This is a genomic window from Romboutsia sp. MSSM.1001216sp_RTP31141st1_G3_RTP31141_220114, assembly GCF_039031195.1.
GTDB lineage: Bacteria > Bacillota > Clostridia > Peptostreptococcales > Peptostreptococcaceae > Romboutsia_C > Romboutsia_C hominis.
Genome location: NZ_JBCIUO010000001.1, coordinates 438,345 through 459,027 on the forward strand (window position 1 = coordinate 438,345; position 20,683 = coordinate 459,027).

A 20,683-nucleotide genomic window follows, 5' to 3' on the forward strand; every position below is an offset into this window, starting at 1 on the left:
GGGAGTATGTTTGATTAATTTTATTATTTATTTAATGTGTATTATTTTATTTATTTTTTCATTTATAAGAGATTCAAAAAAAACAAAAAGTGCTTTTGTAAAAGGTGTGAAATCATTAGAAGCGATAATGCCTCAATTTTTTCTTATTGTAATTATAATTGCTATAATCTTATCTGTATTAGACACAGAGTCTATATCAAAGCTTATTGGCGAAGAATCAAAATTTATTGGAACAACTATATCATCAGTGATAGGTGCAGTTACTATGATGCCTACATTTGTGGCTTTTTCAGTAGGGGATTCTCTACTTAAAAGTGGGGCTGGATATGCACAAGTAGCAGCATTTATATCAACTTCTACTATGGTTGGAATACTAACACTTCCACTAGAATCAAAATTTATAGGAAAGAAGGCTGCTTTTTATAGAAATATTGTAGCATTTTTATTTGCTTTTGTAGTAGCTTCTTTTGTAGGGGGAATTTTAGGATGATAAATATAAAATTTATTTTAAATAGATATAAATATGTACTTATTGGATTTATTATTTGTATATTTATATATTTTTTTAATAATAATTTGGGAACTAATATTTTTAGTAACGTAAAATCTAGTACTTTGCAGATGTTAGGTATACTTCCAGGGGTTATGATTTTACTTTCCCTTTTGGATGAGTGGGTTCCTAGAGAGTATTTTATTAAGTATATGGGAAATAAATCAGGCTTACTTGGTATATTTTTATCTTTTGCTTTAGCATGTTTTGCAGCAGGTCCTATGTATGCAGCATTTCCTTTTGCCAAAGTTCTTATGGATAAAGGGGTTAGGTTTTCAAATATAATTATATTTTTAAATGCTTGGTGTGTTGTTAAGATTTCTACGTTGACATTTGAAATAGATGCTCTTGGATATGAGTTTACATTAGTTAGACTTATAATTGATATAATTGGAGTAATATTTATGGGATACTTGGTTGAGTTTATAGATAAAAAACAAATACATTTTAGTAGAAGACATAATATCTAAATGTATTATATCTTCTAAAATATTATATAAATGTTTTAGTTTTATTAACTATAGAATTTGTAATTAAGTCAAATTTAACGTAATTTCCAAGTTGGACTTGGTCTAAATATTCTACAATTATAGGATTTAAATAAACGTAAATATTTGATGCAAATATACCTATATTTTCGATTGGTTTAAGCTTTATATGAAAACCATTATCTACTAAACTTAATTTTATATTTTTTAGATTATTTATAGCTTGTTTAGTTTGAGATACTATATCCATACATTCTATTGTTGAGTTTTTTATAATTTCTATTATTTCATTTATATTAATTTCTATATTTAAATCTTTAGTGTTTTCATCTTTGTATTTAAATGCTTTGTCAATTATATAGTAAAGTATTGTTTTTTCAAGTATTGGTAGCTTAGTTGGTGAATTAGCTATTATTTTTGGTAAGTAAATTTCCATATTGTATCCTTTCTATTATGTATTTATTGGTTATTATAACATGAATTTATATTAAGTTTAATTATGATAATAATAAGTGTATAAAAGATTATTATATTAAAAAAGAGGAACGATTGCTTCCTCCTTTTTTATGAGTAATTAAATTTTAATAATTGCCAATACATTAAATTCACATTCAGAATAAGTAATATTAAGGGTGCCACTATATTTTTTTACAATATCATCTATGTTTTCAATGCCAAATCCATGCATATTTGAATCTAACTTAGTAGAATTATACTTTCCATTGTTAAATTTAATAACACCGTTGTAATTATTGCAAATAGAGTAACTAAAATAACCTTTATTGCAGCGAGCTTTCAAAGATATTTTTCTCTGTGAAATATCACTTAACTTTAAAGAAGCCTCAATAGCATTATCAAGTGTATTTGAAAAAATAGAACAAAGGTCAATATCTTCTAAAGGAAGAATCTCGTCTATATCAATATTAAAAAAACAATCAATTTGATTTTGTATTGCTAAATTGTATTTTGAATTTATAACTGCATTTACAATACTATTTTTACAAAACACTCTATTGCTTACATTAAACTTATCTGAAAGTTCATTAAAATAATCTTTTGCACCTTCTAAATTATCATATTCTAAAAATGAATATATTACAGATAAGTGGTTATTCATATCGTGATGTAGCTTTCTTACATTTTTTTGATTTTCTTCAAGCTCTCTATAGTAGCTATATTCTAGTTTTAGGTTTTGATTTTCAAGGCGATTTTTAACATTTTTAACTATATACTCAATAAGAAATATCATACTCAAGCTAGTAATTATACATGCAATTGCTATGGGATATGCTTGATATTCTTTTCCTAAAGGTGTATTTATAATTGTTGTTATTATGGAAATAAAAGGTGCTAAGCATATAATATCTATCATAATCCATGTTTTTATATCAATATATCTACCTATATTACTTAGCTTGTCTTTAGAAAAATGGTAAATTAAAAACCAAGAAAATGAAATAATACACATTTCTAGTGTTTGAGCAAAATAATCCATCCATAAAGTCTCACCTAAATAAATATAAACCTTAGCACAAAAGTCATTGGCCATTAAATTTATAGATACTACAATAGGATAAAAAATCATTACAGAAGAAATATTTTTAATATAGCTAGATTTATAAAAAACAACCATTATTAAAATAAAACCAATCATAGTATAAAAAACATTAACAATATCTGAAGTATATATAATTACATTTGGAATAAGATAAGCTCCAAGTATAGAAGCAAATTTAGCATATTTATTATCTTTAACTGATGAAAAATTTACTATAACTTTATAAAAATAGTAGCTTGTTACTGCATAAAGTATTAAAGTTGTAAGATTGTAAATTATATCATACATAAAAGTACCTACCTTAGCATTGTTTTTGCAAACTCAATCATAAATGAATTATATCTACCACGACTTATAGGTAAGGTTTCTTTATTTATAACTAAGCTACTAGATTCTACTGAAGATACATGGTTGATATTAATAAGATAACGTTGATGAATTCTTACGAAAAATGAAGGTAGATTTTTTTCAAGGTTGTCTAGTTTATCATAAAAATCTATAGTTTCCGTGAAAGTAACTGCATTTACCTTACGCCTATCGCTAGTAAAATAATAGGTATTACTTAAGTTTATTTTTTCAGTTTTAGATTTGGATTCTACAATATAGAACTTATCTTGAATTTCATCTAATTCTTCAAGAGCAGAGTTTAAAACTTGTCCTATTTTTTCTGGTTTATAAGGCTTTAATATATAGTTAAATGCCTTAACTTCATACCCTTGGAAAACAAAATCAGGATATGATGTAACAAATATAATTATAGATTTTTTATTGTGTAATCTAATGTTTTTTGCAGTATCTATTCCATTTAGATCTTTCATTTCTATATCTGAAAATATAATATCATAATTTTCTTTAGTAATTGAATTAATAAGACTTTCTCCACAATCAAATTCATAGATTCTATAATATAACCCCTTTAAATCTAAATGTATTGATAATATATTTTTTAGTAAATTAATTTGAGATTTTTCATCATCACATATTGCAATTTTAAGCATAAAAATTATTCCCCCTATTTTTTTATTATAGCATACCAAAAATTACAATATCACTGCAAAAGATTACATTTGGTATAGTTTTTAACGCCTTAATAAAAATATACAATTAAATTATAAAATATTAGGAGGGAACAGTATGCTTAAAGTTAAGAATTTATATAAAAGTTATAAAACAGGAAATGTAAATTATGATGTATTAAAAAATATATCTTTTGATGTGAAAAAAGGAGAGTTTGTAGCCGTTATGGGGCCATCAGGAAGTGGAAAAACTACACTTTTAAATTGTATTTCTTGCTTTGTGCCTTTTGAAAAAGGTGAGATATTACTTGGAGGAGAAAATATATCAGGATTAAATGAAGAAGGTTTAGCGGATATAAGAAATCAAAAGCTAGGATTTGTTTTTCAGGATTTTATGTTATTAGACGGATTAAGTGTAATAGAAAATATTTGTTTACCACAGATTATAGCAGATAAAGATGTTACTAAAATGGAAATACTTGCAAACAAGCTTTGTGATACTTTTGGTATTTCACATATAAAAGATAAATATCCAGCAGAAATATCAGGAGGAGAAAAACAACGTAGTGCTGTTGCAAGAGCTCTTATTAATAAACCATATATTATTTTAGCAGATGAACCAACTGGAAACTTAGATAGTAAATCATGTAGAGTTGTTATAGATTCGTTTGTTCAAGCAAAAAAAGAATTAGGTGCAACTGTATTTATGGTAACTCACGATAGTTTTGCAGCATCATTTTGTGATAGAGTTATAGTTCTTAAAGATGGCGAAGTATATACAGAGCTTACTAAAACTACAAATAGAATTGAATTTATGGATAGACTCCTAGATACACTTAAAAAACTAGGAGGTGATGATAGTGACAATGAATAATGTTATATCAAAGCTTAGAAAAAATAGCATAAAAAATTATTATATGCTTGCTTTTTGTATAACTTTATCGGTTTTATTAGTTACTTCATATGCATTAATGTTTTTTAGCCCAACAGTAATGAACATCTTACCATCAGGAGGAGATAGTAGAAAACAAGGTTATATGATATTTTCCATAGCAATTATTGGATGTGCTGTATTTACAACTTATGCATCTTCTTTATTCTATAAATATAAAAGTCGTGAGTTTGGAATTTTAATGGCATTAGGAGAAAGAAAGTCAAAGCTTAAAAAAGTTTTATTAAAAGAACTTTTATTTATTATTCCTATATGTTTAATAGTTGGGGTGGTTCTTAGTATTCCTGTTTCTTATATAATATGGAAAGTTTTTCAGATATTTATTATAGATACAAAAGAAATGGCATATCAATTTGGAGCTACAGGACTTATATTTGGAGTTGGGTTTTGTATTTTTGTAACATTATGTATATTTATAAATGGTGCTAAGTTTATAAAAAGAAGTAATATTATGGATATTATCTATGAACAAAGAAAGTCTGAAGTTGTAAAAGATATTAAACCTTGGACTGGTGTAGTTGGGTGGATATTAGTTATAAGTGGATTGTTTTTAGGATATGGTGTTCCAAATATAATAGTAGAAACAATAGGATATATTATGCCATCTATATGGAATGTAGTGTATTTATTATCATTTTTAGGTCTTTATATGGTATTAACTCACGCAATAATCTATAGTAAAAAAGGAAAAAATCCTAAAAAGTATTATAAAAATATTATATCAACAAATATGATGAGATTTTCAGGAAAACAGACAGTTAGGAACATGTGTGTAATAACATTTTTAATTGCAGGAGGAGTGTTTGCAGCATTTTATACACCTACAGCGATGACTGGTCTTTTAGTAGATATAAAAAACAATCCTATAGATTATGCTTTTTACTATAAAGGAAATGAAAATCAAATAAATAAAGAAGAAATATATTCTCTTTCTAAGGATAATAACGTTTCTATAACAGATTACTATGAAGTAGATGCTATTTCACTTATTACAAATGGATATTATAGAGATTTTGATGAAAACAATATGCTTATAGATGAGTATATAAAAAAAATGCAATATAATGAGTTTTTCAAAGAAAGTGATTTTAATAAAGTATCAGGACAAAATATTGATGTTGCTAAAGGTGAGTATTATAAAGTTATAGCTGATGGAGAATCTGAAAGTATTTGGTCAAAATTTAATGATTTAGATACAATAACTCATCCAGTAACAGGAGAATCTGACAAAATAAAATTTGCAGGAACAGTTTCTTTTAGACCTTTTGCGAAAGAACATCAAGGAAAGTATGTAATATCAGATGAAGATTATTTAAGACTTTCAAAAGGATTACCAAAAGAACAATACGAGAAGTTTGTGTTATTTAATGTTATAAATCCTAATGAAACTTATGAATTTGCTAAAGCTTTAAAAGAAGAAATTATAAATAGAAGTTCAAAAGATGTAGCAGTATTAACTTCTTTTGATGAGTATGAAAAAATGTTAGCACAAAAAAATGGAGAAGAGTATGATTATGATATCAAGTTAGAACTTTCTTCAGATAATAATCAACTTTTTAATGAGTGGAAGTATTATCCTATGTTTAAACCTTTAGATAAACAAGATTTACTTAAGAATATGGCTGTGTTTATTATGTTATTCATTTATATAGCAATAATATGTTTAGCATCAACGGCAATAATAGCTTATACTAGAGCAGTAACTATTGGACTTGATAATAAACAGCTATTTTCAGATATTAAAAAGCTTGGAGCAAACAAAAAATATATTGAAAAAAATATTAAAAAGCAATTAGCTAAGGTATTTATATATCCAACAGTAATAGGAAGTATTTTTACATATATGATATATCTTACTATATTCTACGGAAATAGTGGAGGAAATATATCACAAGGAGAGTTTTTAGCTCTTGTTGTAGGGTTATTAATAATTTTATTAGTAATATTATTTATGTTTATAATATATAAGTTTTCTCTTGAAAAAGTTAAAAAGATAGCAAAAATTTAGATAGCAGTGTATATTTATGCTTGCCTATATAACTATTTGAATGATTAATATATTAATTAAAGAAAATATAAAACTATTATATATATAAAGTAAATTTTATTATTATAAACTATAATATAAAATTTAATAAATAACTGTACCTGAGATTTTAAAGTGTTTAAATACATAAGGTACAGTTATTTTTATATTATGTTTGTTTAACATAATTAATATTTAATAATATTTTAGACACTAGAAATAACACAGGCAATTCTATTAAAGGTCCTATTATAAGCGCTAATGATATTAAAGGCTCATTAGGAAAAGCTGAAACTGCTATTGCTAGTGCTATAGGTGAGTTTCTAGCTAAAGTAGTTAAGCTTAAAGCAACATTATCCTCTTTACTTAATTTTATTTTTCTACCAACAACTTGTCCAATAACTAAGTTAATTATAAAAAATAATAGTACTGGTAGTAAAAGCTGTAAAAGTACTTGAGGATTTTTAAGTAATACTTTACCTTGAGATGCAAACATTGAAATTATTGCTAAATTTAAAAAATAACCTTGGTAATCACAAGCTTTTAAAGATATATTTTCTTCAAAATAACTTAACCCTTTTTTATTAATTGCAATTTTTCTAAAAATAGTCGCCAATAAAAGAGGTATAAATAAGCTTACAACCATTCCTTGTGTAAGGCTTAATACATCTATGTTTACACTTGAGCCTCCAATTAAAAATACATACACAGGAAGTAGTAGTAATTGAAGCATAAAGTTTAGTGGTAAAATTGATGCTCCTAATGCAACATTACCTTTTGCTATAGCTGTAAATATTAAATACCAATCAGTACAAGGTGTTACCATAAGCATTATAAATCCAATTAAAAGCTCTGGACTATTTTGTAAGAAAAATTTCCCTAAAAAGAATATTAAAATAGGTGTCCATACAAAATTTATAAGTATTGCTGTTAATGTAAACTTTATATTTTTAAATGATTTTGTAATATCTTTTAATGGTATTTGTATAAATACTAAAAATAACATTATTATCAAAGAAGGCATAATTAAATATTCAGAATAGGTTTGTACAATATTTATTTGCCCGAGTATTATTCCTATTAATACCATTAATAATATAATTAAACTTTGAAATTTATTAATATTGTCCATTTTAAACCTCCTTATATATTTACAATTCTATAGATATTTATTATCAATTGCAACTGTTTATTAAGAAGAATTAAAATGCAAAAAATGGAAAAGTCAAAGAGGAACGATTCGTTCCTCTTTATCTAAAATTTATATTTAATTATATTATCATCACAATTAGTAATTATTACTGGAGTTATTAAAGATATATTCTCTGCTAATATTGCAAAAGATATATTAGATGATACAATGGGAGCTAATAAAGATTTATGAAAAACATTAAAATAATAGATAAAAAAGGGAATGTATTTCATTCCCTTTTTTATTTTATATGTTTAAAAGAATTGTTGTTTTTTAAATGTATGATACTAATATTAAGCTATAATATAAGTATGCAAAAATTGTAGGGCGTATTTGAAAAATAATATATTAAACTTTAAGTTATGAAAGGAGGGAGAAAATTATGAGAAAGAATAAAATAGCTATAATAATCGTATTATCTATCATATTATTCGTTATGCTACATATAACACCTAATATTGCATTAAGAACACATGTATTTTTTAGTGGATATTTTATAGAAGCCATTACAACAGATATAGTTGATGATGAATTTCACAACAAAATAGACAAAGAGCTTTTAGAAAAGCAAAAAGCAAAATGTTATACGTTAACTAATCCACCAGTAGAAAAAGCAACCCAAGGGATACTTAGAAATTATAAAGTAGTAAAAAAAGGAATTTTATACTTTGCTGATTACTATGGCGATGGATAGTAAATATGAGATAAGGGGTGATAGTTTGGATAAAAAAATACTATATTCATTATTAATTACTATAGGTATAGTTTTGGTATGTTTGTTTGTTGTAAATATGATTTTAAATTCTGTATTAGGAGAGCTTGGGATATATGTATCAATGTTTGCAACTATAATATTTACCATAATTTATTGTACTCAACTAATACTTAGTAAATTAGATAATAAATAAAAAAGGAATGTATTTCATTCCTTTTTTATTACAAGAAAATAAAGAGTGTAAAAAGGTTATAAATATGAATGTTCACGAAAACATCTATTTTTATGTACACTAATTTTCTTATAAGTTATTAAAGGATATTAAATTAATATGTAAAATTTTATGTAGTAGTGTTTATTATAAAATTTTTATTAAAAGGGGATAAGCAAAGTGATTAATAGCAAAAATTTAATAATAAGACAATTGGAATTAGGAGATGAAGAATACTTATATAAATGGTGGAATGATGGAGAGATGATGGAACATGCTACTCATGTATTTGGAACTTTACAGAGTAAAGAATCGATAAAGAAGAGCATTTTAAAAGATATTGAAGATACAACAATGTTTCCAAATTCTAAAAGATTTATTATTTGTAAAAAAGATACTTTGGTTCCGATAGGGGAAATAAATTACTGTAATTGGGATAGTAGGAATCAGAAAGCTGAGTTAGGCATAAAAATATGCAATATTGAAGAGCAAGGTAAAGGTAATGGAGTAGATGCTTTATATCACTTTATAGATTTTATGTTCAAGTTCTTAAATATAAATAAAATAGAGCTGACTACTATGAGTGATAATAAAAGAGCACAACAATTATATAGAAAATTAGGCTTTAAAGAAATTGGTATAATTAGAGAGGCTTATTTTGATAGTCGATATGGTAAGTTTGCAGATGTAATATATATGGATTTATTAAAAAAAGATTGGGATAATTTAAAAAGTGACATACTTAAATTTGAGAGAATTGAAGAATTCATATAACAGAAAAAATAAAAAGCTGGCAGGAAAAAATCCTACCAGCTTTAACACAGAAAACAAATTTAACACAGAAAGGTATCTGTATTAAAATTGAACATTTAACATTATATCATAAATTTTATAAAAAGTATAATAAGAATAGTGAATATATTTTTAAAAATTATTTAAATATTAATACTTTTCTATTATTCCAAGTTCTTTTTTTAAAGCATCTTGTAGTATTTGAGAAAAATTTAAATTTTGCTTCATAGCTTCTATATTTAACCATTGTGGAATAGTTAAAGTTTTCTTTATAGATATATTATCGAAAGCCTTTCTTACTCTAGGCATTATTGCATTTACAGACATTAAAAATTCATTATCATTTAACTTATCTTTATATTCAATAGGATTTATTGGATCTGGTAAATCTTCATTGTCTTTTTCTCTTCCATATATTCCAAATTCTAAGCATTCAGTTATATTTTTTAAGAGTTCTTCTAAGTTTTCACCATCTGTATATACTTCACCGAAATTTGGGACATATGCTGCATAATATTCATCAGGACGTGAATCATCTTTTTCTAAAGATACTACGGCTATATAAGTATAAAAATCTTTTTTCATTTTTTATTTTCTCCTTTGATGATAGTTGGTTTGTTAATATAAAGAAAAATAGGTTTAAGATAACTAATTTAATCCATTACTATATATATAATAATACGTATTTAAATACGTGTAAATAGGTAAATACAAAATAATCCAATATATAAATAATTATATTTTTAGTTGTGATTTATTTATTTTTATAAATTTAATAATAAATTTAATTCTATTTGTTAAACATAGTAATGAACTTACTAAGAAATGAAAAGAGGACAGCTATGTTTAAAATCAAAGTTATATTTTTAATTACAATAGCACTAATAAGCACACCTATAATAGGAATATGTGAAGGAAAACATGATAAATTAACACTAGGTGGAAAATATATAAAAGAAAGAAAAGTAGAATATGAGCATGATGTTGATAATAGTGAAGAGTATTATAGCCTAGAAAGATTTTTTAGACCATCTAATATGCCTATATTAAACGATAGAATAGAAACTTCACTTTACAATATCTACAATGGCAAACCTTCTGATGTAAAATTACCTAAAAAGCTTTTAGAAACTCCAAGGGATACTATAATAAACTATTTTAGCGTTTTAAGAGAGGCAGCAAATCCTACTAAAGGTACAAACACTGGATGTGGTACATTAGGTGAAGCAAAGGGTCCTTATCCTGTTTCATATAACTTTTTATCAGACTCTTATAAAGAAAAATATTCATATAAAGATTATTTAAAATCATTTGAAAACAAGCTACATATTAATTTAATAAAGCTAAATGAAGTTCCACCAAGTGAAAATAATCCTAATGAAATTAAGTACTTTGTTGAACTAGAAGTAATAGAAGGTTCTAAGGAGCAAAAGGGATTATTTGCATACTATTATGGATATATTTATTTAGATAAAGAAAATGGATATTATAAAATTAAAGATATAAAATATACAGCTGAAAACTATTTGTGTGCACCTTATCATGGATGGTCATATGATGCAAATAGCTTTGTTGCCATTGAGTATGGAGATTGGTGTTCCTTAGTTAGTGGTGATATAGATGTTAAGCAAGAAGGATATGAAAAGAGAGTTTATTTTAAGGATAAAGATGGAAATGAATATTATGTTTTATTTTACCAGTTAACTAATGGTGTTGATATAAAAATAGCTGATTATAAAAAAGGTAAAGATGGTAAATGGGAATTAATTTATATTTACCCTGAAAAATGCCTAGAGAAGAAAAAGAGTTAATAATAAAAAGGGATGAAATTCATCCCTTTTTGATACTTAATATATTTTTAGATAAATTATTAATACTATCAGTAAGATTTAATAGCTTTCCTTCAATTCGTATAAGTAAATACATAGACAAAGTGATAGGAAATCCAATATTAGATATTAAAGTTTGTATATCAAATTCCATAATATCACCTATATTATAATACTAAATCGTATTCAGTAGTGCCAGTCTCAACAACTTTAGCTTCAACTAAAGAATCTAAATCCTCACCATTTACCTTAAATATATTTTTAGATAATATAGTAGTCATAGCTGTTTTTATTTCAGATTCAGTTAAATTTTCTCTAGGGTCATCAACTGATATAGATATTTTTTTACCAGATAAAGTTTTAAAAGACATAATTAATTTTTTCTTGATTTCCATAGCATACCTCCTTAAAATTATAATTAATATTAAGCTGATAAAGTATTGTTATCAACTTTAGCCACTTCAAGTAATGTTTGATTTTGAAGTGATGATAATATAGTACCTACGTCATATACATCTTGATCAGTTGCATCTGGATTTACATTTGAGTAAGACTTTGTTCTTACTACTGTTTTACCAGTTTCATCATCTTTTCCACAATCAAATCTAAGCTTTAAATATGATGGATTTTTAGTTATAGTTACTGCCATATTTATTCCCCCTTTAAATTTAAACTATAAGTAACTTCCCTTACTTATAATTAGATAGTACTTAAGATTAAACACATGTAGTTAAAACATAAGTGTACAAATTTTGTTTAGGAGGAGAATATGAAGATAAAAAGTGAAGATGTTAGTGAAAGATTAGAGATGCTACTTGAAATAGTAGGTAAGGAGAAGTTTTTAGAAATAGCTAGAATGTATGGAGGGAGTAATGTTTATATACCAACATATACTAGTGCTATAAAAAATGCTAGAAATAGAGAGATTATTAAAAAATACAATGGGTTTAATGTAAATAATTTAGCTAGAGAGTACAATATGAGTGTTACTCATATAAAAAGAATACTAAAAGAAGATATAACAATAGCTAAATCAATTAGAAAAAGCTAATTAAATAAAGGGGGAGATTTATATTAAAGAATTATTATTTAGTGAGGGACAAAAAATAAAAGATAGATTATCAGATATTAGTGAATATATATACAACAATCCAGAGCTAGGAAACCAAGAGTTTAAAGCGGTAGAAATATTAACTTCTTTTTTGAGAGAACATAATTTTACTGTAGAAAGAGAATTTTTAAATATAAAAACATCATTTAGAGCAACTTATGATAGTAAAAAAGAAGGACCAACAATAGGATACTTATGCGAATATGATGCCCTACCAGAAATAGGTCATGGATGTGGTCACAACATGATAGGTCCAATGTCAGCTGGTGCAGGAGTAATTTTAAGTAAAATATTAGATGAGGTTGGAGGTCGTATTATAGTATATGGAACTCCAGCTGAAGAAACTAATGGAGCAAAAGTGATATTTGCTGAAAATGGCGTATTTGATGAACTAGATGCAGCTATGATGGTGCACCCATCAAGTGAAACAATTAAAAGTGGAGATACTATAGCACTTTATCCATTAGAGTTTACATATAAAGGAAAAACATCACATGCAGCAGATAGTCCTCATGAAGGAATAAATGCTCTAAATAGTGTTATTCAATTATTTAATGGGATAGATGCCTTACGTCAACATGTTACACCAGATGTTAGAATGCACGGAATAATAACTAGTGGGTGGTGTAGCGGCAAATATAGTTCCAGACGAAGCTATTGCTCAATTTTATTTTAGAGCATCAACAAAAGAAACATTAGAAGATATATTAGAAAAAGTAAAGAAAATTGCAGAAGGAGCAGCCCTTATGACAGGAGCAACTCTTAGTATGAAAAGATATGAGCTACCTTATGATAATCTAGTAACGAATGAAAATTTATCAGAAGCATTTAACGAAAATTTAAGAGCTCTTGGAATTACAGAAATTAAGGAAAAAGAATCAGCAGGATCAAGTGATATAGGAAATGTAAGTCATATAACTCCAACGATTCATCCATATATAGGAATCTCAGATACTTATATAACGGGACATAGTAAAGAATTAGCAGATGCTACAATAACTCTACTTGGTCATGAAAGACTACTAACTGGGGCACTAGCATTAGCATATACAGGATATGATGTTTTAACTAATAAGGTAAATTTATAGCGACTCGTACTACGATACGTATAGCTAATCGTTAAACAAATTATAACGACTCGTATGAAAATATAGAACAAGAAAAAGAAGAACAAGAAAAAGAAGAAGAATAAGATAAAGAAGAAGTAAGTAATGTATGCATGCTAAATTATATAAATATAATATATTAAATACTTCAAAAGAAATGTATGCATATGAATCAAAGATTTATTATAAAGAGCATAATCCTAATAATGGAAATTATGAAAATAGTAAGGATATTTTGAAAAATTCTAGTGAGAATGATATAGAAAAAGAAACAATATTCTTGTTTAATTAATTTTAATAGAGATAAAAGTGACTTAGATTAACTTCTAGTCACTTTTTTATATTTATAGCATAATTTTAATAGCTTAGCTAGAGATAATATACCAGTTATACAAGAAGAATTCCCCTAAAACAGATAATATAAGGTATATGATAGCCTCATTTTTAGATATTAAAATAGTTTCTTTATCTTTATCTATAGTATCTTCAATTTGAATAATAGATTCACTTTTAGATATAGAAATAGCTTTTTTATTTATACTATTAAATAAGTTATTTGCACATACCCATATAAAATACCCAATAATAGCACCTAAAGAATTCATAATTAAATCATCAATATCTGTAGCTCTGTGGTTGAATAATTGACAAATCTCAATTACTAATGAAAAACCTACTCCAGTCAAGAATACTCTAACAGGATTTCTAAATTCTTTCCAAATTAAAGGAAGTAAAAATCCTAAAGGCATAAACATAATAATATTTAGAATATAAGTCAAAATACCGTCTGAGTTAAATAAAATTAAATTTATTTCTTCTAATCTAATAATTTCACTATATTGACCAATGTCCCATACACTACCAATTCCTGCTATATCAAGTGCTGAGTAAATATAAATTAGGAAAATATATATCCATATTAAATGCGGTACTAAATGTTTTTTTCTTTTAAATCTCCTGATTTTATAGTAATTATTTGATATATTGAACAAGGCAATATTACACAAAGAAGTGGTAAAGAATCGACATAATTATAAGTTATCTCCTTTTAAAATTTAGTTTATTTGTTAATATAAATACTATCATAATCTTAATTTTTAAATATTAAGAAAACCTTAAGATGCTCTTAAGGTTTATTAAGGTTACTATTATTTACATATTAAATAACTATTTTATTTAGTGAGTACTATATTTAAGAGATATTATAATTATTTTGAATCTAAAGGCATAATACTTAGTAGATATTATAAATACTGAACTTAATATAAAATAGATAATTTTATTAAACTGATAAATAAATTTTGAGATTGTATGCTTAAAATAGGGATTTGTTAAGAGGGAGATGATTTAGTGTTAAAAAAGCTTTGGAATGTATTTCAATATACTATATTAGTGATATTACTTATAATATTACCTATAATGTTCAAATTGGGTAATTAGTTCCTTATGTATTATTTTGATTATTCACTTATGTAAATTGTTTGTAAATTCATACGACAAAGTTGTAACTAATTGTTATTAAAAAATATTTGTAACTATTGAAGTCAGTAGTTATGCTAATATTTGTAAGGGGTTACTTTATACTTACTCAATCATTATTTTTTAATTTATGTAAAAAATTTTACCGACCATATTACCTCGTTTATTAGTACTTCTAGGTAACTACCTCATAGATTGAAAGATTTTATTATAAAATAGACTTGGTATCACATATAATTTAAGAGGATGCTCTTGTTGGGATATCTTTTTTATTTTGTAATAAAATGTTAAAATAGAAATTGGCATAATTTAAGTGGGAGAAGGTAAAATATGGATAAATTTTTTACAATGTGTACTACATGGATAGAAGAAAAAGAATATAAAAAAATTATAAATACATCTGCTATTATATTTTCTTTGATAGCACCTAGTTTTTCAATGATGTTTTTGTATAAGCGAGAATTATTTTTAAAACTAGATATATTTAGATTAATGACTATATGCTTAATTTTAAATGTAGTTATATTTGCAATATTATATGTTTTGGTTTCTGTGAAAATATATAGAAGAGAAACATTAACTATTATGAAAGTAACAAGGGAATTAGATAAAAAAACAAACGAGATACAGGAAGAATTGAAAGTATTAACATCAGATGGAGAAGCTTGTATTACACAAGAAAAACATCAAGAAATCTGTAAAGAAATAGCGAATCTTAGAATAATACATGATAATACTTCAGAAAATATAAAGGAGCTTAATATTGGTAGTAGAGTCATATTTGAAACTATTACAGATATAGTTGGATTTACAATTATTATATGGGGGCTATATGTTAATGACATTATTTTTAATGTTGAATTAAGTAATGATGCAAAGATAAAAAGAACAATAATGTATTTTGGAATGATAGTAGGTGTAAAACTTATTTTTTTATTCTTCCTAAAAATAAAGGAAAAAATATTTAAACATAAAAATGGTGGTATCGTTTAGATATAAGCATTTGATATAGTAATATATTAGATGCTTTTTTAAAATAAAATTCACATTTATTTAGGCTATGTAAGGGAACAAGTAATATTTGTATCCATATAAAGGTTACTAACTTTTTACGTAACCTTTATAATTCCATAAAATAAGACTTTTTTATTAATTTTACTTCTCTAAAATAAATCCAATATTAGCTCTTAAATAACTATGCAAGAAAAAATACGATAAAAATTTACATACAGATACTAATAAATACTAATAAAAATATTAGAAAGGATAAAGAGAAAATATGAATGAAAAAATCAATTTTGTTACCGATTTACATATAAATTGGAAATGTAGAAGGTGTGCTATCCTTCTACATTCGCTTATATAGTCCAAGGGTTAAACTCCAGTAGTTGGACTTTGATTATAAATACATTTAATATCATATCTGATTTAAGGGATGTACTTGCGAGTATGTCCTTTTTAGTTGATTAAATATTTATTAGTACATTGAGAATGTCATTTTAAATTTTATTTATAAAATATCTATGTGCCATATAAGTCTGCTGTTATAATAGTAATATAAAAATTTTAATAGGGAGATACGAATGATAAAGAAATCTAATTTAACAGAAGAGATAGATAAATACTTAAGTGTACTCGAACATTATATTGAAAAAAGAAATGTTAAAGGATTGTATGATATAAACTCTGATTGTGAAGATTTATTTTGTGGGCTTTTAAATATATTATATAACTTAGAATTAATAAATTTAAATGAATTGAAAATGAATTTTCCAGCAATTGATTTAGGAGATGAATATGAAGGTGTATGCTTTCAAATAACAACTACAAACACTTCTTCAAAAATAAAATCAACATTAGAAAAGTTTAAAGATAAAAAATTATATGAAAAATATAACCTGGTATATATTTTGATTTTAGGAAAAAAGCTTAATTACAGAAATGACTTTCAATATGATGAATTTGAATTTGATATAATTGATTTAACAGATTTATCTAAATTAATAAACACTAAATCGATAAAAAAAATTGAAAAGATAAAAAATTACCTTAAAGATAATATAGATATGATATTTGAAAATAAGAGATATCAAATTGATGTAAATAGCAGAAAGAATAATGTTTATCAACCTATAGTAACAGAGCTAGAAAATATATTATCACAAAAAATAGATATTACATCAAAGTTCAATTATAAATTTATAGAAGAAGTAGTTAATAATAATTATAAATATGCATTAGATAAAAATCTTATAAAAAGGTTAAAAAACCTTATACTAAATATAAAGAACTATGAGAAGATAAATTCGTTAGCTATTGGTATGTCAATATTTCTAAGTCAATTTAAGAGAGGGATAAATGATTTATACGGATACACTGTGCAAGGTGAATATCCTATTATGGATGATGATGGAGATATTGTATATTGGGAAGAGGTACCATTGGAAGAAATAGAAATTTTGGATATGATAGTATATCCTGAAGATATATTGAATTTAATTAATAGTGAAGGGGAGTATGATTATTATAATAGATATTTTGATGATGCAAACTATAAAATAATAGTAGAGAAATATAATACTGCATTTACTATGTTAACAAATGGAAAGCCTATTTCTAAGAAAGACTTAATAGATAATAAACTTCATGAAGATATAAATAATAAACAATATTATACAAAAGCAGAATATATAGCTTATACATATAATTTCTTCAAGGAATTTTATCAGAATGATTATATAAAAGAAAAACTTAAACTAAAAGAGAATATACTTTGTTTATCTAAAGATATAAGTAATGATGTTAAAGAGATTATATATAAGATAGTAAGTAAGTATGAAAAAGAAGAGTTATAACTAAAATTTACATTTTTAATAATTTTAACAAATGTTAAAATAATGTTTATATCCTTGTAATGGATACAATACTGCTTGTACCTTAACTACTATAACACAACTAAAGGGTACGAATTTTTTTCGTACCCTTGTTTTAACTATTAAATTTTTAGGTCGTTTTTATAAATTTCTTGATACGAATTTTTTGTACCAATATATCCATTTTAAAATTTGCCCAATTTTGGTTTAAGTAATGTTAATTAAAATCAATATTTTAATTTGTATGTAAGTTAATTTTTTTATGCTTTACAGTTTTTCTAGATATCCAATATTATTAATAATTAGTTTCCTTGAATTTAATATTTTGCATTCATCCATTTTTTCAAATATAACAGAATTAAGACCACATTGACTTGGATGGCATTTAAGAGATATTTCAGTTAATAAATTGTTTAAACTATAGTGAATTTCATAAATTTTTTCCATTATATCTTCACTAGCATATTTTCTATTATAAGAAGTACATATATGTTCATCAATGATTTCATTAAATGTGTCTAAATCATATACAAATGATGATTTAAAAGTTGACATAAAGTCGTTCTTTTCTATAATATTATCGACTGAAAATTCTTTAACTAACTTAAAAAATAAATCTAATATTTCTTTATCTATATTATTACATTGTGAATTTTTATCTGTAGCTTTTTCCACTTCTAATTTATGTTGATTTTTCATATCTCTTAGTACTTCAACAGTATATTTATCTTCATTTTTATCTATATCTGCATGATGAGTTGCACATAATAATATTATATTTTCTTCTTGGTCATAATCTACATAATTTGCATCGTATCTTGGACCATTAGGTTTTTCTGAAATTATATGACAAAAATTAAATCTTGTATTTGTATCATTAACAAGTTTCTCATTACATCCAGGAAAAGCACATCTATTCCCAGACTCTATTCTTAGTTTATTCTTTACACTATCTTTTATTGGCATAGTTACCCTCCTTAAATTTACTGAATTATACCTTATATTATATATAAAAAAAATGACTTATTCAATCAAACCCTATTTATAAACAAAATATTCAGTATTCATCAATTGCAAGAAATTAAATTATAAATATAATTAACATATCGAAGTTCAGTATAAAAAAGTTAATGTACATATCAGAATAGTTAAAAGCTTGATTATATATCTAATATAAAATTAGAAAAAAGTCTAGAAGTAATTATTATAACTGACGGAAAAAAATGTATTAATAATAATGTAAAGCTTTTGATTAAGGAGGTGCGAACCAATTAACGATAACGCAATAACAATAAATAGAGGTTACAGAGCAAGGTGAATTCATAGTAAATAAATCTATGCTAAGAGAACTAAAGTATACTAAAGATTAGTTTGAAGAAGTCAAAGAAAATGGCTATCCTAAAGCAATAGCAGATTTACTTGAAGCAAAATATGTAGATGTAAATAAAGAATAATATGAACAATTTTTAATGAGTAAGTTTGTTGGTGTTAGAATGTCTAAAGAACAACAGAAGCAATTCAAGGAAACATTAGAACTTGAATATGGCTTCAAAGGTAGGTGTATGGAGATTTTAACTACCAATGCTTATTTTAATAGACGAGAGATATTTTTTTATCAAATACAAACCTAAACCAATCCTTGGCGACATACTTCACATAATACATATATTTTACGAAATAAGTTTTTCAAAAATACCTTTCTTATGTTCGTATGTAATATTTTTTATAAAAAGAATAAGTGATTGCGAGGCAATTAGTAGATCTATAAGATTTAGCTATTGTCTGAAAAAATGAATGAAAATAAAGTCAATGCAACAGTAAGTAAGATTGAAAAATTTATAGACATAGATATAAATAAAACAAATATAGCTAAGAGATTAGGGTTAAGTGATACCACAATAAGTTATACATATAAGTATAAGAAGCCAATATCGAGTGTATATGAGAAAGAATTAGATTATATAATACAAGATATTATAGATATATTAGAAATGTAAAAGAATGTATTTTTATAAAATGAATATTAGGAAATTATGAATATTAGAAAGGGTAGAATAGAAGTATTCTACAAAGGTGAATAAGATGCTAAGAAATAAAAAATATGTGGTAGGTACAATACACGAAAAATAGGCACGGAGAAAAGTTTAAGGTTATAGGAAAATGTGATAAAAGTAATTATAGATTAATTAAATATTTAGGCAAATATCAATATATTACAGAAACACATTTGTTTAAAATAGCAGAATAGAAGCCTAAAAATCTATATAGAAAGTCTGTTTTTTGTATTGGATATTATGGAGAAGGTAAAGAGTTTAGAAGGATCAAATGTGATAGTAGGCATCCTTTATTTTTAATTTGGGCTAAATGCTGGAAAGATATTATAATCCTAAAAATATAAAATACAATTTATATGGAGCAAAGGGTATTATTGTATGTGATAGATGGCATAATTTTAGTGATTTTGTTCGTGATATTACAGGGATGTATAATGGAGATTTATTATATCAAAGTAAAATAATAAAGGATTATAAGGATATTAAATATGCGTTAGACAAGGATATAACTGATAGTAATGTATACGGTTAAGATAATACCTATTAAAATTAATAGTGGATTATCAAGGTTTAAAGATGAAGAAAAAAGGATAAGATAGTCAAAAATATACTAGATTATGAAAAGACTACAAGTTGGGTTTGTGGTATTGATAAAAGATTATTTTTATAATTTGATAATGATAACTGATTAATAATAAAGGGTATAAGTCAAATTTGCTATGGTATTATCT

The 20,683-nt window shown here is 24.9% G+C and carries 26 protein-coding genes; 16 read left to right on the forward strand and 10 right to left on the reverse strand.

The genetic code is table 11. From position 1 onward, the window contains the following. Positions 1–10: 10 nt before the first annotated feature. Complete coding sequence (locus ABCP60_RS02200) at positions 11–490, forward strand: permease (protein WP_343101116.1); 480 nt, start codon at positions 11–13, stop codon at positions 488–490. Further along, on the forward strand, positions 487–1,020 hold the full coding sequence (locus tag ABCP60_RS02205; RefSeq protein WP_343101117.1) for a permease: 534 nt from the start codon (positions 487–489) through the stop codon (positions 1,018–1,020). The genes ABCP60_RS02200 and ABCP60_RS02205 overlap by 4 nt, the downstream gene beginning before the upstream one ends. Before the next feature lie 22 nt (positions 1,021–1,042). Here ABCP60_RS02205 and ABCP60_RS02210 read toward each other — a convergent pair whose 3' ends face one another. The 3 genes from ABCP60_RS02210 to ABCP60_RS02220 form a co-directional block, all read right to left on the reverse strand. Next, the gene (locus ABCP60_RS02210) at positions 1,043–1,474 is read right to left on the reverse strand and encodes a hypothetical protein (RefSeq protein WP_343101118.1); all 432 of its coding nucleotides are present in this window, start codon (positions 1,472–1,474) and stop codon (positions 1,043–1,045) included. Positions 1,475–1,612: 138 nt separating this feature from the next. Further along, the gene (locus ABCP60_RS02215) at positions 1,613–2,884 is read right to left on the reverse strand and encodes a GHKL domain-containing protein (RefSeq protein ID WP_343101119.1); all 1,272 of its coding nucleotides are present in this window, start codon (positions 2,882–2,884) and stop codon (positions 1,613–1,615) included. An 8-nt stretch (positions 2,885–2,892) separates the two neighbouring features. Beyond that, positions 2,893–3,594 carry a LytTR family DNA-binding domain-containing protein gene (locus ABCP60_RS02220; RefSeq protein ID WP_343101120.1) on the reverse strand — a complete coding sequence of 234 codons (702 nt, stop codon included), beginning with the start codon at positions 3,592–3,594 and terminating at the stop codon, positions 2,893–2,895. Between the two features lie 136 nt (positions 3,595–3,730). Here ABCP60_RS02220 and ABCP60_RS02225 point away from each other — a divergent pair, with 136 nt between their 5' ends. Next, the gene (locus tag ABCP60_RS02225; RefSeq protein WP_343101121.1) at positions 3,731–4,486 is read left to right on the forward strand and encodes an ABC transporter ATP-binding protein; all 756 of its coding nucleotides are present in this window, start codon (positions 3,731–3,733) and stop codon (positions 4,484–4,486) included. Next, positions 4,479–6,572, forward strand: a complete 2,094-nt coding sequence (locus tag ABCP60_RS02230) for an FtsX-like permease family protein (protein ID WP_343101432.1) — start codon at positions 4,479–4,481, stop codon at positions 6,570–6,572. The genes ABCP60_RS02225 and ABCP60_RS02230 overlap by 8 nt, the downstream gene beginning before the upstream one ends. Positions 6,573–6,759: 187 nt before the next feature. Here ABCP60_RS02230 and ABCP60_RS02235 read toward each other — a convergent pair whose 3' ends face one another. Further along, on the reverse strand, positions 6,760–7,722 hold the full coding sequence (locus tag ABCP60_RS02235; protein ID WP_343101122.1) for a bile acid:sodium symporter: 963 nt from the start codon (positions 7,720–7,722) through the stop codon (positions 6,760–6,762). 442 nt (positions 7,723–8,164) lie between these two features. Between ABCP60_RS02235 and ABCP60_RS02240 the strand changes: the two genes are divergently transcribed. From ABCP60_RS02240 to ABCP60_RS02250, 3 genes are all read left to right on the forward strand, one after another. Beyond that, the gene (locus tag ABCP60_RS02240; RefSeq protein ID WP_343101123.1) at positions 8,165–8,476 is read left to right on the forward strand and encodes a hypothetical protein; all 312 of its coding nucleotides are present in this window, start codon (positions 8,165–8,167) and stop codon (positions 8,474–8,476) included. Positions 8,477–8,501: 25 nt separating this feature from the next. After that, a complete protein-coding gene (locus ABCP60_RS02245; RefSeq protein ID WP_195928372.1) occupies positions 8,502–8,690 on the forward strand; it encodes a hypothetical protein in 189 nt (62 codons plus the stop codon). 198 nt (positions 8,691–8,888) lie between these two features. Further along, a complete protein-coding gene (locus ABCP60_RS02250) occupies positions 8,889–9,482 on the forward strand; it encodes a GNAT family protein (RefSeq protein ID WP_343101124.1) in 594 nt (197 codons plus the stop codon). 168 nt (positions 9,483–9,650) lie between these two features. Here ABCP60_RS02250 and ABCP60_RS02255 read toward each other — a convergent pair whose 3' ends face one another. Beyond that, entirely contained in the window at positions 9,651–10,085 is a 435-nt protein-coding gene (locus ABCP60_RS02255) for a type II toxin-antitoxin system HicB family antitoxin (RefSeq protein ID WP_343101125.1), read from the reverse strand. Positions 10,086–10,342: 257 nt separating this feature from the next. Here ABCP60_RS02255 and ABCP60_RS02260 point away from each other — a divergent pair, with 257 nt between their 5' ends. Next, a complete protein-coding gene (locus tag ABCP60_RS02260) occupies positions 10,343–11,311 on the forward strand; it encodes a hypothetical protein (RefSeq protein WP_343101126.1) in 969 nt (322 codons plus the stop codon). Between the two features lie 19 nt (positions 11,312–11,330). On the opposite strand, the gene ABCP60_RS02265 is transcribed toward ABCP60_RS02260, so the two are convergent. From ABCP60_RS02265 to ABCP60_RS02275, 3 genes are read right to left on the reverse strand one after another with little or no spacing between them, the layout of a single operon-like run. Continuing rightward, on the reverse strand, positions 11,331–11,483 hold the full coding sequence (locus ABCP60_RS02265) for a YvrJ family protein (protein WP_195938084.1): 153 nt from the start codon (positions 11,481–11,483) through the stop codon (positions 11,331–11,333). Between the two features lie 13 nt (positions 11,484–11,496). Further along, positions 11,497–11,724, reverse strand: a complete 228-nt coding sequence (locus tag ABCP60_RS02270; protein ID WP_195928376.1) for a DUF2922 domain-containing protein — start codon at positions 11,722–11,724, stop codon at positions 11,497–11,499. Positions 11,725–11,753: 29 nt separating this feature from the next. Further along, positions 11,754–11,978 carry a DUF1659 domain-containing protein gene (locus ABCP60_RS02275; protein WP_166505127.1) on the reverse strand — a complete coding sequence of 75 codons (225 nt, stop codon included), beginning with the start codon at positions 11,976–11,978 and terminating at the stop codon, positions 11,754–11,756. 120 nt (positions 11,979–12,098) lie between these two features. On the opposite strand from ABCP60_RS02275, the gene ABCP60_RS02280 reads away from it, so the two are divergent. From ABCP60_RS02280 to ABCP60_RS02295, 4 genes are all read left to right on the forward strand, one after another. Further along, the gene (locus ABCP60_RS02280; protein WP_343101127.1) at positions 12,099–12,380 is read left to right on the forward strand and encodes a Mor transcription activator family protein; all 282 of its coding nucleotides are present in this window, start codon (positions 12,099–12,101) and stop codon (positions 12,378–12,380) included. Positions 12,381–12,531: 151 nt separating this feature from the next. Continuing rightward, on the forward strand, positions 12,532–13,116 hold the full coding sequence (locus ABCP60_RS02285; protein ID WP_343101128.1) for a hypothetical protein: 585 nt from the start codon (positions 12,532–12,534) through the stop codon (positions 13,114–13,116). Next, positions 13,058–13,528 (forward strand): peptidase dimerization domain-containing protein, encoded by a 471-nt coding sequence (locus ABCP60_RS02290; RefSeq protein WP_343101129.1) that lies wholly within the window; start codon positions 13,058–13,060, stop codon positions 13,526–13,528. The genes ABCP60_RS02285 and ABCP60_RS02290 overlap by 59 nt, the downstream gene beginning before the upstream one ends. 127 nt (positions 13,529–13,655) lie before the next feature. Beyond that, the gene (locus tag ABCP60_RS02295; RefSeq protein ID WP_343101130.1) at positions 13,656–13,838 is read left to right on the forward strand and encodes a hypothetical protein; all 183 of its coding nucleotides are present in this window, start codon (positions 13,656–13,658) and stop codon (positions 13,836–13,838) included. 73 nt (positions 13,839–13,911) lie between these two features. Here the strand turns inward: ABCP60_RS02295 and ABCP60_RS02300 are convergent, their stop codons facing one another. Then, on the reverse strand, positions 13,912–14,553 hold the full coding sequence (locus ABCP60_RS02300; RefSeq protein ID WP_343101131.1) for a VanZ family protein: 642 nt from the start codon (positions 14,551–14,553) through the stop codon (positions 13,912–13,914). An 802-nt stretch (positions 14,554–15,355) separates the two neighbouring features. On the opposite strand from ABCP60_RS02300, the gene ABCP60_RS02305 reads away from it, so the two are divergent. Together ABCP60_RS02305 and ABCP60_RS02310 are read left to right on the forward strand one after the other, a co-directional pair. Then, positions 15,356–16,018, forward strand: coding sequence for a hypothetical protein (locus tag ABCP60_RS02305; RefSeq protein ID WP_343101132.1), 663 nt, complete (start codon positions 15,356–15,358; stop codon positions 16,016–16,018). A gap of 590 nt (positions 16,019–16,608) precedes the next feature. After that, the gene (locus tag ABCP60_RS02310) at positions 16,609–17,880 is read left to right on the forward strand and encodes an SMEK domain-containing protein (protein ID WP_343101133.1); all 1,272 of its coding nucleotides are present in this window, start codon (positions 16,609–16,611) and stop codon (positions 17,878–17,880) included. A gap of 285 nt (positions 17,881–18,165) precedes the next feature. Here ABCP60_RS02310 and ABCP60_RS02315 read toward each other — a convergent pair whose 3' ends face one another. Continuing rightward, positions 18,166–18,864, reverse strand: a complete 699-nt coding sequence (locus ABCP60_RS02315; protein ID WP_343101134.1) for a hypothetical protein — start codon at positions 18,862–18,864, stop codon at positions 18,166–18,168. An 812-nt stretch (positions 18,865–19,676) separates the two neighbouring features. Here ABCP60_RS02315 and ABCP60_RS02320 point away from each other — a divergent pair. Together ABCP60_RS02320 and ABCP60_RS02325 are read left to right on the forward strand one after the other, a co-directional pair. Further along, on the forward strand, positions 19,677–19,895 hold the full coding sequence (locus ABCP60_RS02320; protein WP_343101135.1) for a hypothetical protein: 219 nt from the start codon (positions 19,677–19,679) through the stop codon (positions 19,893–19,895). Between the two features lie 367 nt (positions 19,896–20,262). Next, positions 20,263–20,484, forward strand: a complete 222-nt coding sequence (locus ABCP60_RS02325) for a hypothetical protein (protein ID WP_343101136.1) — start codon at positions 20,263–20,265, stop codon at positions 20,482–20,484. Positions 20,485–20,683: the final 199 nt, after the last annotated feature.